This window comes from Treponema sp. R80B11-R83G3 (assembly GCF_054786115.1).
In genome coordinates, this window is the sequence record NZ_BDHF01000001.1 from 20,019 (window position 1) to 34,087 (window position 14,069).

The following is a 14,069-nucleotide window of genomic DNA, read 5'->3' on the forward strand; positions in this document are numbered from 1 at the left end:
TTAATCATCTTATGATAGAATAGAATCATGTCTCTGCCGCAGTTAATATTCATGCCTTTGCTCCTCTTACTCTTTTTACCGGGCGCTCTTACAGCCCGTGAAGCAAAAGATATTGTAGAGGACGCTTTTGAGGAAAGAGCTGGCACAGGACTGGAAATTTATACTAACCCGTCTGGAGTCAGGGTATATATAGACGGAGTAGATCATGGCTTAACCCCTCTTGTTATTAATAATCCTGCTGTCGGAATACATTTAATAAGGTTGACTCTTGACGGTTACAAAGAGCGTTCATTTAACATTAATTTATTTAGTACCAGCCGTTTAACAGTTTCTATTAAAATGGAAGAAATGCGCGGGCTTGCGATGGTTTCGGTTTACAGGGAAAAAGACAGCCCAGATGAGCGGCCTCTTAATCCTCAAATTTACGCAAATGTGCCGGAAGGGATTACAACGCCTGTTATCCCATCAAATGACAATAAAATTCTGCTAAGTCTGCCTGTAGGTTACAATACGATAAAAATACGCGCTTTTGGCTGGGAGGACTCGTTAAAAACCGTACTGGTTAACGAATATGCTACCGCTGTTGCGGACGTTTTTATGAAGCCTGCCGTCTTTAAAGTTGAAAATGTTTTTCAACGCAGAAAACGGTTTAACCCGATGAATCCGGGAAACTTAGGCGTTACGGAGTACAGTTTTGAAGTATCCGCTCCCGGAATGGGTACTTTTACGATACTGGATGCAAATGGTTCCGTAGTATACGAAAAAAAAATTGATAAGTTCGATACATGGGTTCAGAATGTAACTTGGGACGGTAAAGATTCACAAGGCAACCCGCATCCTGAAGGCGTTTACATGGTATTATTAGAAGCGTCCGCCCCGAAAGAATTAATTAAAGAAGAAGAGAAACCTTTCTTTATAGCGATGAAAACAGAGATTAGTTATTCTGCCGTAATTTTTCCGTTATCTGTCGAGAGCGGTATCTCTGGGCTTACATTTACTCCTTTACCTCACGCGCTGCCCGCGGGAAGTTTTCAATTTAGCGCGAACCTTCTCTTTGGGAGTTTTCTTTCTCCGTCAAAAACGCGGGAAGATGAGAGAAAATTTTTATTTCCGTTTAGTATAAGCATGAGAATATCCCCGTTTAACCGTTTTGAACTGACGAGCGTTTTTAATATTACTCCGCAACCGGAAGATGTAATAGGTTTGGGTATTTCAGGTTCTGTTAAATACAATTTCTTGGACGGCAACGGCTCTGTTCCGCTTGCTTTTTCTCTTGGAACGTCTTACGCGGGGACAAACTCTAATGGCGAATATCCCCTAAGCTCAGGGCGTGGAGCCGGTATTTTCACGCCGCTTTCTTTGGAATTAACAAATCTTTCCATTGCCTTCTGCCCCATCATATTCTGGCACGGTCCCGAAGGGCTAATACCGCAGTTATTGCTTTCAACAGGCGTTCTTTATCACAGCAGTTGGATCGCAGGCGGAATAAGCATGAGATACGAATTTGATTTTGAGGATAACGCAAGGTCAAGACTACTTGCGGGAATGGAAATCAATCTTTTTCCTCCGCCGTCAAATCTTTTCTTTTCATTCCGGGGCGGAATTGTTTATCAGCAGGATATATGCGGGTATGGCGGAATTGGGGTAGGATTGATTTATTAGAATTTATTCAAAATTTTTTCACACAAAGCTCACAAAGATAAAAAGCGCAAGAGGGGAACCTTCACCGTATTTGCGACTCGGTTGAGGTTCACAAAAAGGGAAGAGGGGTTTTTATCTGAGGGGTTATTTCTTAACCGCAAACGACAAGATAAAAGGAATATGCGTAACAAACAACAAAAGAAACCCCAGCAATGCCTGTTGAGAAAAAAACGCCCAGTATGTCGCGGCTGCTGATATGGGTAAAATAATAATGCATAAAACCGCGATAATAGCAAAAAGGGGGTTAAAGCTAATTGTCATCCGGTTGATAAAAAAGGAAATGCCGACGGCGAGCGCGGTCCATAGAAGCGGCGCCATTACAAGTAAAATTGGATCGTTCATTGAACTCCAGCTTAACGCCCTTAGAGCGCCGACAGGTATCAGCCAGAGTAGGGAAAAATCGCCAAAATCAGCGTTTGAGGAAAAACCTCTGAAAACGAACATTAATAAATACATTACAAAAGGAATAAGTACCGGCACGCTCACGATTTCGACAAAACCAAAAAGCCAGCGGGAAAAACCAAATCCTCCGGGGTTAAGAATATTGCCGAGTAGGAATTGAATTATCGCGGTAATACTGCCTAAAAGCAACGCCCATACGCCGCCTGAAGAACCTTCGCCGCTTAAGGAACGGCGAAGGAGATAAAACAATGGAACCCATAACAGGCAGAAAAAAGTCATATCAGGAAAATTTTGCTATCGGAATAAATGTGTCCGTTTTAAGAGACGCGCCGCCTACTAAGGCTCCGTCTATGTTTTCCATAGACATCAACTGCGCGGCATTATCCGCTTTTACGGAACCGCCGTACTGAATAATGATCTTCGCAGCGGCTTCATGTCCGTACAGGCGCGCGATTACTTTGCGCACAAAGGAATGTACCGCTTCCGCATCCTGCGGCGTCGCCGTCTTTCCCGTTCCAATTGCCCAAACAGGCTCGTATGCGATGACAACGTTACCCAATTCCGCCGCGCTTACGCCCTCCAGTCCTTTGACCGTCTGCCTTTCACAGACTTCTTCCACTTTGCCAGCTTCGCGTTCTTCCAAAAGCTCGCCAATGCAAAGGATAACTTCAAACCCGTGCTTCAGGGCAAGCTTTACCTTTTTGTTGATAAGAGCGTCGTCTTCCTTGTAAATATGGCGCCTTTCGCTGTGTCCCAAAATTATCGTCTGTACGCCGAGGTCTTTAAGCTGCAAAACCGATACTTCACCGGTATGCGCTCCCTGCTCTTCACATGCGCAATTCTGCGCTCCAAGACGGATGTTGGTACCCTCAATAATAGCGGATACAGTTTCAAGGCTTGTAAATGAGGGAACGATAAGATACTCGTGCTTGCCGCTTTTTAATTCCGTAACAAGCGCCTGCGCCAACTCAGCGGATTCTGTTCTTGTTTTGTGCATTTTCCAGTTTCCGGCGATATAATATGGTCTACCCATTATTTTCTCCTTTAATATAGTTATTTATTAAAGATATTATATACAAAAGTGGATATTTATACAAGACGGTTAAGAAGCGCTTTTTCATTAACAAAAAAATAAAAAGGGGTAAAATTTTACAATAATATGGGAAATTTCGCAGTTTATGACAGATTAATTAAAACATTTTTAATACAATACCCCCGTCAGGCGCAAGTTCCCAGCGACATTTATTGATGCTACGTTGTTGTGAAATTTTTTGGCTTAACCTGCGTCTTCTATTAAATTCTTCATTATGTATTCGCGTCTTTCCGGCGTATTTTTGCCCATGTAGAAATCCAGTACCTGAGGAACCTGTTTTAATGTGTTTACGGAGACAGGCACTATGCGCATATCCTCTCCTATAAATTGCCCGAACTCTTTGGGGCTTATCTCCCCAAGTCCTTTAAAACGGGTTATTTCGCATTGAGAGCCTAGGGCGGTTGCTGCCTCATCTCGTTCTTTTTCCGTGTAACAGTAGCGGGTTTCTTTTTTGGTGCGGACGCGGAAGAGCGGAGTTTCAAGGATATAGACATGGCCTGCGGTTATCAGTTCTTCAAAATAAGAGAGGAAAAAAGTTAAAAGAAGGTTGCGTATATGGAAGCCGTCAAAGTCAGCGTCGGTGGCGATTACTATTTTCGCGTAACGCAGGCCTTCGATGTCGTTATCGATGCCAAGAGCCATCATCATGTTAAAAAGCTCTTCGTTTTTGTAAATAGCGGCGCGTTTTTTTCCATACACGTTTTCCACTTTGCCGCGCAGGGCAAAAATCGCCTGAGTCATTACGTCGCGGCTTGAGACAATCGAACCTGCGGCGGAATCGCCCTCTGTGATAAAAATTGTCGATTCTTCACCGTCTTTGCCGTCGTCAAGATGGTATTTGCAGTCTTTTAACTTTGGAATTTTAAGGGCGATTTTTTTCGCCGCTTCACGCGCTTCTTTTTTGACGGCGTTTAATTCAGTGCGCAGGGACTCGTTAGCTGTTATTTTTTGCTCCAGCTTTTTACTTGCTTCGGGATTTTTATGCAGCCAGTCTTCAACGGCGTTGCGCGTTTCCTGCACAACCCAAGCGCGAATGTCAGAGTTGCCAAGTTTGTTTTTTGTCTGGCTTTCAAATACGGGATTTTTTAATTTAATCGCGATTGCGGCTGTTGTCCCTTCACGCACGTCTTCGGAACGGTAGTCTTTTTTATAAAAAGTTTGAATCCCTTTTAAGAAACCTTCCTTAAAAGCGGACAGGTGAGTACCGCCGTCAGAGGTGTACTGCCCGTTTACAAACGAAAAATATTCCTCGCCATAATTGTTTGTGTGCGTAAAGGCCAATTCCAACTGCCCGTTAGCTGAATGTTTGCCGCGATAGTAACCAAGTGAATACAATCCGTCGCTGCCTGTTTCTTCCTGCAATAAGTCGTATAATCCCTTGTTTGAAATAAATTTTTTGCCGTTAAATGCAAGAGTAAGACCTGCGTTAAGGTAGGCGTAATTCTGCACGCGCTTTTCTATAAATTCAGGATTAAAAACATAATCTTTAAATATTTCAGGGTCTGGAATAAATTCCACCATTGTTCCGTCTTTTAGCGGGTCTTTTAATTTGCCCTTGCGCTCGCTTTTAAGTTTCCCTCTTTCAAAAATCGCCTCGGCAAATTCACCGCCCCTTATAGCGACTACCCTAAAATGAACTGATAACGCATTTACCGCTTTTGTTCCCACTCCGTTAAGGCCGACTGAAAATTGAAACACGTCGTCATTGTACTTTGCCCCGGTATTAATTACCGACACGCACTCAACCAGTTTTCCAAGCGGGATACCACGCCCGTAATCTCGCACTTTAACCAGAGCCTTGCCGGGTTTGTCAATGTCTTTAACAACCGTCTCGATAAGTTTTCCGTTGCCCATAATAAACTCATCGATGCCGTTGTCGATTACTTCTTTTAACAAAACATAAATGCCGTCGTCGGGGTTTGAGCCGTCTCCTAGGCGGCCTATGTACATTCCCGTCCTGAGCCTGATATGCTCGAGCGAGGACAGGGTTTTAATTTTTGATTCGTCATAAACCGGAGCTTTTGAAGACGCGGAGGCGGGCGAAGTTTTTTTTACTGCGGGTTTTGGCGGAGATTTTTTAACTGCCGTTTTTGTTTTTACGCTTACTTTTGTATTTGTTTTTTTTACTTGTTTTTTAACCGGCATATCCCCCCCTTATTAATAAATATTATAATTGTTTTTCCAATTCCCGAATATTATTTTCGCTTTCGCTGACGCTTTTTTCCAGATCGTCTATGCCCTTTTCCAGATCGCTAATTTTATTTTTCTTGTCTTCTATCGATCTTTTGTATTTTTCAATTTTTGATTTCTCATCGTCAATCGCGAGGGATGCCCTCAGTTTGGCAATGGCGTTCTCGTTATCATAGATAGACTGCTTCAGCCTTGTCGCCCTGCCGATAATTTCCCCGTCTTCGGCGGTAACAATGGTGTCAATAAAATATTTACGGTCGGGGGTAATGTCTTCGTCTATTCCCGCCGCCTGACTGCCGAATCTTTTGTATAAAACGCCTAACGCTTCTTTTACTTCGCCTATATGGTTTTTAACAAATTGAATTTGCTTTTGAGGATTGCCATCAATGCCGAAAGACGCGGAAATAATGCGCCTTTCATCTTTCAACGCTGAAATTTCATCGGCGGCGGTTTTTGAAATACCGCGCAAATTATCAATTTCCAACCGTATAAAGGCTACGTTGCTTTCTTCATGTACAACGTCGCGGTTACTGTATCGCTCGCCGATGTTCAAATAAAGCTGTTCCTGACTTTCTTTGGCTTTGGACAGGAAAGATTTTAACACAAGCCCCTGGGCGCTTTTGCCTATCCATGAAAAAACATTGCCGCCTTCTTTGTTGTCAAGTTCGTTAATGCGGGTTTCAAGCGATTCCAACTTGGCTTTTAAAGCGTCGGCCTGCTCTCTAAAAAGGGACGTATAATCGTCATAAGCGCCGTCTTCAAGAAGCGCCTTGCCAAGTTTGCGGTAAAAAGCCGCCATTTCCTTTGCCCGTTCTTTTTCGGCGTTTTCCGCAGTTTCGATTGCCTCTTCAAGTTCTTTATAACGGCGGTTTTTCTCTTCTATTTTACTTATCGCGGCGTTTGATTCGGCTATATCCTGCAAATAGACATTGTATTGAATTATATCGTCAAAACCCGCGTTCATTTCCTTTATGCGGGAATAAAGGTTTTCTCCGAAATTTTCCAGAAGGGTGTCCAGTGAAAACCGGCTTTCCAAATTATTTCTAAGAAGATCGTCTATTCGCTTTTTTCTATCGTCCATATCTAAATAATACGGTTTTTTTAAGGAATATGGAATAGGGAATTAATCGATAAAGGATTTTTAAATGCTATTTGACCTAAATTTGGTAAATTGATAATAAATTAATTGTTGAAAAATTCTTTTTGCTCTGCTTTTCTCCCAAGCCCACACGCCGATGTATGCCCAAGAATTTATTCAGTACAGTCGGGTAGGCTGCGCACGCTGTAAAAACTTCGGAAGAAACCGCCTCGCACTGTCGGCCACCTAAAGGCGCCTTGCTTTTATTGGGGACTGCGGCATTTTTTGGTGCTCTCAGCGTGCGGCATTATTGATCTACACGGCTACGCCGTGCGTTTATTTGGCTGTGAGCCTTTCCGGCGACTAAATAGCGTAGTTAGAAAGCTTTATCTAGGGTTTGTCGCCGGACGTTTTTTCTCTGAATTTTCTTTGTTTTATTCCAAAGTCTCTACGGCGGGGGATTCCGAAAGATGTTTTTACATCGCACGCAGCCTACCCGACTGTACTCAAGGATTTTATTGGGCATACATCTTGTACCGCTAATAAGAATTATATCGCCGTGATAGCAATTCGCAGTCTGGAGTTTTGCCAAACACAAAGAAATAAGGAAAAAGCATATAACCTTACCATAAGTAAAAAACGCAATAAATACAGTAGTTCTCCCTTTGGCAAAACTCCTTAGCAATCCGGCAACGCCGTATTGCCATTTATTTGGCATACATCATCTTGTAACGCATATTAGCATTTTACCATTGTGATCTATATAACAATGAACAATTAGCAATTAGTAACAGAAATTATTCGGGGCGGTTTTTTCTCAAACAGCCGCCGCAATTTTCTCGCGCACAAGATCGCCGATTATTTCTTCGGGGGATTTGCGAGTCTCTATAGATTTTGTTAAAAGGTAGTTGACCGTAAGGTTATCCATACCCGAAAAACGGTTCATCTTACGCTTTATAAAAACACCGTCTTTTTGGGAAGGATCGGTTTTCGGGGGATTTTCAGTATAATAATCGCTCCAGTACTGGGCTTCTTCTTCGGTCATGTCCTGCGCCATTCTATTTCTCCTTTATTTACAAGAGATTCCAAATATGAATCCGAACAGGAAAAAGCATGAAATACGTTTACCCTGTTTTCGGTAACCTGATTGTACAGTACTTCTATCATATTGCCCTTAGTGTTAAAGCCAAGCAGACGGTATCTGTTTTCAGCGCCTTCAATAAGTTTGTCCAATTCAACTGTCTTGAACGCCCAACGAATGTCGTCTTCTGTAGCCCCATGCCTGAAAGCTGACTGCCTAAAGACAATCTCAAGATCATCGTACATATCCTACTATACCATATTAAACGCCGAGAAGAAAGAGGCAATTCGGCTTACGCTGGATTGTCTAGCCATTCGCACCTTAAAAAAATGGCATTTCCCCCCAAATGCCCTATTGACAAAAACCCCTATTGATAAACACACCTAAAAAACTTCTCCCCTCTCCTCTACACGATGTATGCCCAAGAATTTATTCAGTGCAGTCAGGGCAGGCGGCGGGTGGCAAAAACTCTGGGGAATTCGCCTACGGAGCCTTTCGGCGACTAAATAGCGGTAGTTAGAAAGCTTTATCTAGGGTACGTCGCCGAACATTATTCTCTGAATTTTCTTTGTTTTATTCCCAAGTCTCCTACGGCGAGGAATTCCAGAAGATGTTTTTGCCGCCCGCCGCCTGCCCTGACTGCACTCAAGCAATTTATTGGGCATACATCTTGTACCGCTAATAAGAATTATATCGCCGTGATAGCAATTCGCAGTCTGGAGTTTTGCCAAACACAAAGAAATAAGGAAAAAGCATATAACCTTACCATAAGTAAAAAACGCAATAAATACAGTAGTTCTCCCTTTGGCAAAACTCTTTAGCAAAAAGGCGTAGCCTTTTTGCAGCTTGCCTTTTTGCTCCAAAAGCCGTATATTTGAAGAATGGATAACGTAGCGGAGAATTTAACTGCAATAAATAAAACGCTCTAAAATCTGAATGGGATAATGCGACAAGTAGCGGACACAATGCCAAAACCTGCAAGCAAATTTATCTCAGTCCTAGAGACAATCGTGCTTATTTTTAGCATTTTCGGAATAGTCGGCATAGCCGACATAATCATTAAGTGGTTTACAGGAGGGTGATATGGTTTTTCAATTAATAATCTTTATTATTATGACAGTGCTTGGTTTTACCGCTTTTTTCATGCTTCGCTACATGAGGAAACACCCACCCAGAACTGATAACGGCACTCAAAAGGCATAATTCCCCCTTGTCTTTTCCCCCCATTTCCCCCTTGCACTTTCTTACAATCTATGCTATTTTCTCAACATAAGCGAAGAAATCGCTATTTTACAGCCAAATTCTTGCGTAAATTCAAATTCTCTCTCTCTCTCTCTCTCTCTCTTATTATAGAAGAAACTCGAAAAAATTTGCCTATATTTTCCCCTACACCTTAAAACAGGGGAGAGGTCTATCCAAAGGAAAACACGGTATTTCTTTTATTCCCATTATTTTGGAAACAAGCCTTATAACAAGGCTTTTTCATATATCAACACAAGGAGTTTTCTATGAAAAACGTATTTAGAGTTTTAAGCATTGCCGTCATTGTAGCAGTAATCGGGTTTTCAATGGCGGCTTGCGAAGATGATGGAGGTAATACTCTTTCAAGCGGCAATCCAGCACCCCAATCGGTAACATACAGAGGTACAGCAGACGACGGTTCAATCTATACGTTGAAAATTACCGAAAATACCGCCCGATATGTGGCACAAGTTGGGGACACTTACGTATTAAACATAACAAAAGACGGCACAACTAAAACAAGTAGCGGTACGGTAAAAACAGCAGGAAGCACGCTGACACTTACGCCGACCGGAGCAACAGCCACGTTTACCGTAACTGTAAACGATTCAGGTATTACCGCTATCAGCGGAACAATTACCCTTAATGATAACACAACACAAGAAGCACCAACCGACATTACAGCGACTCCGATTCCACCTGAAGAACTGCCCGCCGTAGAACGCTGGTGGTCTTGGGCTGACGAAACAGCAACCGCTACAGTAACACATTCTGTTGACGCTGACGGCGTATGTACTATCACCATAGGCGGCACTGCTCAAAGTTGGGGGGATGTGTGGAAGGCAAATACGGGATATAGTTACACCGCACAAGCAAATACCACTTACGAGTATAAATTTGAGGCATGGACACAATCAGGAAATCGTACTTTGAATGTTCAGTATTATGGTGATCATGATGATGTTGTCTATTTAAAGAAAAACATTAACATAACAGCTCAACGGCAAACCTACACGATAAAAGGAGAAAGCATTCCAAAAGGCGGGACTCAATCGTTGGAGATTGGAGGCGCGAATCAATTGGGGACATTTTACGTGAAGATTATTTCGATAACCCCATATACGCCACCGGAAGAGTTGCCTGATGCAGACCGCTGGTGGTCTTGGGCTAACGAAACAGCAACCGCTACAATAACACATTCTGTTGACGCTGACGGCGTATGTACTATCACCATAGGCGGCACTGCTCAAAGTTGGGGGGATGTGTGGAAGGCAAGTGCGGGATATAGTTACACCGCACAAGCAAATACCACTTACGAGTATAAATTTGAGGCATGGACACAATCAGGAAATCGTACTTTGAATGTTCAGTATTATGGTGATCATGATGATGTTGTCTATTTAAAGAAAAACATTAACATAACAGCTCAACGGCAAACCTACACGATAAAAGGAGAAAGCATTCCAAAAGGCGTGACTCAAGTGTTGGAGATTGGAGGCGCGAATCAATTGGGGACATTTTATGTGAAGATAATCTCAATAGCCCCGTATACGCCGGCACTTGAGTATTATCTTATCACCGGTGAAGGAAACGGAACTGACAATACATACCGCGTCGTCTCAGCCGATGGAATGAGCGGCGCTGTTACTATACCCGGAACTTACAATGGCAAAGCCGTAACGGAAATCGGCAATTCGTGGGAAGATTGGGGTAACGGCGCATTCTCACAAACAACAATTACCAGCATAACAATCCCCGCAAGCGTAATACGTATTGGAGCCCACGCATTCAGCGCCTGTACAACTCTCAGTTCCGTAACTTTTGAGTCGGGTAGCAAGCTTCAAATTATCGGAGGAGCCGCATTCAACGCTGACAGCCAGCTTACCAGTATAACCATCCCTGCAAGCGTGGAAGAGCTTCATAGTTGCGTGTTCTATTCTTGCCCAAAACTTATCAGCGTTACGTTTGCATCTGGAAGCAACATTACGTTCTTCGATAACGATGTTTTTCCTGAATACAATGGAAGAGACACTGAAGGAGGCAATACTTTACAGACAGCTTACCAAAATGCTTCTACCAAGTCGGGAACATACACAAGACCCGTTAACGGCAGTACATGGACGAAACAATAAAAGCAATTATGTAACGGTGTCGGTCATTCTTCTGCGAATGGCTGACACCGGACACGCAGCGTAACCGACACCACTTTTTCATAGTGTCGTCAAGAAATTGGCGGCACTATCTAGAGCCTGTAGAAAAACAGTTCTTAGCTAAAAAATGCCCCTGTTTTTAGTTCAAAAACAAGACAAAAGTTCATAAAGCAAGGTATTCTTTGCCAATTTCTTTTGTTAAAACACTTTTTCTACAGTCTCTCTATAGCGGTAACAAACAGTGGTCGTTGATCACTGAAAATAAAATCGGCGTCTGCCGGGCTTCGCACGAGACAGACGCCAAAGGAGCGAATAATGGTAAAAGTCAATCAGCTAACACAAAGACGCAACCAGTTAATCCGTTATTCACGGAAGAAGTCATTCAAATATTGGACGTTTTCAAACTGATAGGCGACAAACACGAAGTAATAGACGAAACTTTTAAGGATACCGCCAGTTTCAAGAAGACCGAAGAAGGAGAAGCTGACGAATGAAAATATCAGACATTTTTTGACTTGACCTCCATATAAAAAGACGTATATTGTAAACATGGACGAAAAAGCGTTTTTAGAACGATTGGACACGCACAATAATTTAATGCGGCAATTAATCGAAAGCATGCCCAAACCTGCAAGCAGATTTACAGGAATAATGGAGACAGCCGTTCTTATCGTAACCGTTTTTAGTGCGGTCGGCATTGCTGACACCATAATAAAGTGGATTACAGGAGAATAACCATGCCCTTAATAGCACAGTTGATAATGTATGTTGTTATCTTTATTTTAAGCCTTACCGTTTTTTTAATGCTTCGCTACATGAGGAAACACCCCCCAAAAGCCAATTGATCATGTCAAAATGACCCATTTTAGAGGTCAATTCTTAAATTTACCCCATTTCCCCATGTTTTTACACCAAAAATGATTAAATTTCAAAGATTAATTCTTGAATTTCAAGGATCATTTCTTGAATTTCAAAGATTAATCCTTGAAATTCAAAGATCAATTCTTCAAATTCAAAGATTGATCCTTCAATTTCAAAGATCATTTCTTGAAAGTCAAAGATTAATCCTTCATTTTCAAGGATCAATTCTTGGATTTCAAGGATCATTTCTTCAATTTCAAAGATTGTTTCTTAAAAGTCAAAGATTAATTCTTCATTTTCAAACATCATTATTGAATAAAATGCTTATTTCATTGTATAAATATCACATGGAAAATAAATTTCCTAGGAAATAAATTTCCAAAACAGGAGTAATATATGGATTTAAACAAATTAAAACACGCCGGATTAAAAAAATGGATTGAAGAAGCGGCGGCGCTTATGACGCCGGATTCAGTGGTAATCTGCGACGGCAGTAAGGCTGAGTATGACAGCCTTATCAAACTCACGGTAGACGCGGGTATCGGCATACCGTTGAATCCCCAAAAAAGGCCGGGCAGTTACTGGTTCCATTCCGATCCTTCGGACGTGGCAAGGGCGGAAAGCCGCACCTTTATCGCCAGCAAAAGCAAGGACGACGCAGGTCCTACCAATAACTGGGCAGACCCCGCCAAATTAAAAGATGAAATGAAAGCGCTGTACAAGGGCTGTATGAAGGGCCGTACAATGTACGTTATACCGTTCTCGATGGGGCCGGTCGGTTCCAATATAGCGAAAATCGGCGTTGAAATTACAGACAGCCCTTATGTCGTGTTTAATATGCACATAATGACAAGGGTTGGAAAAAAAGTATTGGCAGTTCTTGGGAAAGACGGATTTTTCGTTCCCTGTCTACATTCAATTGCCAAACCGCTGAAACCCGGCGAAAAAGATTCAAGCTGGCCGTGCGAGCCTGATGTCAATAAAAAATACATCAGCCATTTCCCCGACACTTACGAAATCTGGTCCTACGGCTCAGGTTACGGCGGAAACGCCCTCCTCGGCAAAAAGTGCCTCGCTCTCCGTATCGCCTCCGTTCTCGCGAGAGACGAGGGCTGGCTCGCCGAACACATGCTCATCCTTAAACTTACCAATCCAAAGGGAAAAGTTAAGTACGTTACAGGCGCTCTTCCGTCAGCGTGCGGAAAGACAAACCTCGCCATGCTGATCCCTACCCTTCCCGGCTGGAAAGTGGAAACAATTGGCGATGACATCGCATGGATGAAATTCGGCAAAGACGGCAGGCTTTACGCGATTAACCCCGAAGCCGGATTCTTCGGAGTAGCGCCCGGAACAAGCAACCAGTCAAACAAGAGCGCGATGGATTCAATCAGGAAGAATACGATCTTTACAAATACAGGCCTTACCGAAGACGGCGACATTTGGTGGGAGCAGATCGGTTATCCGCCAAACGGCGAAAAAATCACAAACTGGAAAGGTGAAAAAGTGCCGTCTCCAAAAACCGACAAATCCGCCAAGGGCGAAGAAATCGCTCATCCTAACGCGCGTTTTACAGTCCCCGCTTCCCAATGCCCCGTAATAGCGAAAGAATGGCAAGACCCCAAAGGCGTGCCAATCAGCGCGTTCTTATTCGGCGGCAGAAGAGCGACAACAATCCCATTGGTAAATCAGAGCAAGGACTGGATTCACGGCGTATTCATGGGATCGATAACCGGCTCTGAAATTACAGCAGCCGCCCTTGACTTGAAAGCGGGCGATGTCCGCAGAGACCCATTCGCCATGTTGCCCTTCTGCGGTTACCACATGGGCGATTATTTCTCCCACTGGCTAAAACTCGGCAAAAAAGCGAAAGACGAAGGCAACGGCGACAAACTGCCAAAAATCTTCTTTGTAAACTGGTTCCGCAAAGACAAAGACGGGCATTTCATGTGGCCCGGTTACGGCGAGAACAGCCGCGTCCTAGCGTGGATTTTTGACCGTTGCGACGGCAAAGACAACTACATTGAAACGCCAATCGGCAACCTGCCCAAACCGGGAAGCATTGAGCCGCCCTCAGGCGTAAGTCCCGAAGCAATGGCGGAGCTTATCAAAATAGACGTTGAAGGCTGGAAAAAAGAAATCTCCGACGTTAGAGGAAATCACTATGCCAAGTTTGGCGATAAACTTCCTAAAGAACTGCTGACGCAACTTGACATTATGGAAAAAGGGCTAAATAGTTGAACGATAGTTCACACAAAGAACACGAAGGAAGAG

The 14,069-nt window shown here is 43.1% G+C and carries 13 protein-coding genes; 6 read left to right on the plus strand and 7 right to left on the minus strand.

The annotated features are described in order from the left end of the window. Positions 1–27: 27 nt before the first annotated feature. On the plus strand, positions 28–1,662 hold the full coding sequence (locus ACYVRH_RS00100) for a PEGA domain-containing protein (RefSeq protein ID WP_461254893.1): 1,635 nt from the start codon (positions 28–30) through the stop codon (positions 1,660–1,662). Between the two features lie 123 nt (positions 1,663–1,785). Here ACYVRH_RS00100 and ACYVRH_RS00105 read toward each other — a convergent pair whose 3' ends face one another. The 6 genes from ACYVRH_RS00105 to ACYVRH_RS00130 all read right to left on the minus strand — a co-directional run bounded on the left by ACYVRH_RS00105 (position 1,786) and on the right by ACYVRH_RS00130 (position 7,790). Next, a complete protein-coding gene (locus ACYVRH_RS00105; protein WP_461254894.1) occupies positions 1,786–2,382 on the minus strand; it encodes a hypothetical protein in 597 nt (198 codons plus the stop codon). 1 nt (position 2,383) lies between these two features. Further along, positions 2,384–3,136 carry a triose-phosphate isomerase gene (gene tpiA / locus ACYVRH_RS00110; RefSeq protein ID WP_461254895.1) on the minus strand — a complete coding sequence of 251 codons (753 nt, stop codon included), beginning with the start codon at positions 3,134–3,136 and terminating at the stop codon, positions 2,384–2,386. Positions 3,137–3,379: 243 nt separating this feature from the next. Beyond that, positions 3,380–5,341 (minus strand): DNA topoisomerase IV subunit B, encoded by a 1,962-nt coding sequence (locus ACYVRH_RS00115; protein WP_461254896.1) that lies wholly within the window; start codon positions 5,339–5,341, stop codon positions 3,380–3,382. A 22-nt stretch (positions 5,342–5,363) separates the two neighbouring features. Beyond that, the gene (locus ACYVRH_RS00120) at positions 5,364–6,467 is read right to left on the minus strand and encodes a hypothetical protein (RefSeq protein WP_461254897.1); all 1,104 of its coding nucleotides are present in this window, start codon (positions 6,465–6,467) and stop codon (positions 5,364–5,366) included. Positions 6,468–7,281: 814 nt separating this feature from the next. Then, positions 7,282–7,521, minus strand: coding sequence for a hypothetical protein (locus tag ACYVRH_RS00125; protein WP_461254898.1), 240 nt, complete (start codon positions 7,519–7,521; stop codon positions 7,282–7,284). Further along, positions 7,506–7,790: a hypothetical protein gene (locus ACYVRH_RS00130; RefSeq protein WP_461254899.1), complete on the minus strand. Its 285-nt coding sequence runs from the start codon at positions 7,788–7,790 to the stop codon at positions 7,506–7,508. The genes ACYVRH_RS00125 and ACYVRH_RS00130 overlap by 16 nt, the downstream gene beginning before the upstream one ends. Positions 7,791–8,489: 699 nt before the next feature. Between ACYVRH_RS00130 and ACYVRH_RS00135 the strand changes: the two genes are divergently transcribed. From ACYVRH_RS00135 to ACYVRH_RS00150, 4 genes are all read left to right on the plus strand, one after another. Next, positions 8,490–8,627 carry a hypothetical protein gene (locus ACYVRH_RS00135; RefSeq protein ID WP_461254900.1) on the plus strand — a complete coding sequence of 46 codons (138 nt, stop codon included), beginning with the start codon at positions 8,490–8,492 and terminating at the stop codon, positions 8,625–8,627. 426 nt (positions 8,628–9,053) lie between these two features. After that, positions 9,054–10,919, plus strand: coding sequence for a leucine-rich repeat domain-containing protein (locus ACYVRH_RS00140; RefSeq protein ID WP_461254901.1), 1,866 nt, complete (start codon positions 9,054–9,056; stop codon positions 10,917–10,919). Between the two features lie 266 nt (positions 10,920–11,185). Next, positions 11,186–11,431, plus strand: a complete 246-nt coding sequence (locus ACYVRH_RS00145; protein ID WP_461254902.1) for a hypothetical protein — start codon at positions 11,186–11,188, stop codon at positions 11,429–11,431. A gap of 55 nt (positions 11,432–11,486) precedes the next feature. Further along, positions 11,487–11,672 (plus strand): hypothetical protein, encoded by a 186-nt coding sequence (locus ACYVRH_RS00150; RefSeq protein WP_461254903.1) that lies wholly within the window; start codon positions 11,487–11,489, stop codon positions 11,670–11,672. A gap of 186 nt (positions 11,673–11,858) precedes the next feature. Here ACYVRH_RS00150 and ACYVRH_RS00155 read toward each other — a convergent pair whose 3' ends face one another. Next, the gene (locus ACYVRH_RS00155) at positions 11,859–12,044 is read right to left on the minus strand and encodes a hypothetical protein (RefSeq protein WP_461254904.1); all 186 of its coding nucleotides are present in this window, start codon (positions 12,042–12,044) and stop codon (positions 11,859–11,861) included. Positions 12,045–12,194: 150 nt separating this feature from the next. Between ACYVRH_RS00155 and ACYVRH_RS00160 the strand changes: the two genes are divergently transcribed. Beyond that, the gene (locus tag ACYVRH_RS00160; protein ID WP_461254905.1) at positions 12,195–14,036 is read left to right on the plus strand and encodes a phosphoenolpyruvate carboxykinase (GTP); all 1,842 of its coding nucleotides are present in this window, start codon (positions 12,195–12,197) and stop codon (positions 14,034–14,036) included. The last annotated feature ends 33 nt before the right edge of the window (positions 14,037–14,069 follow it).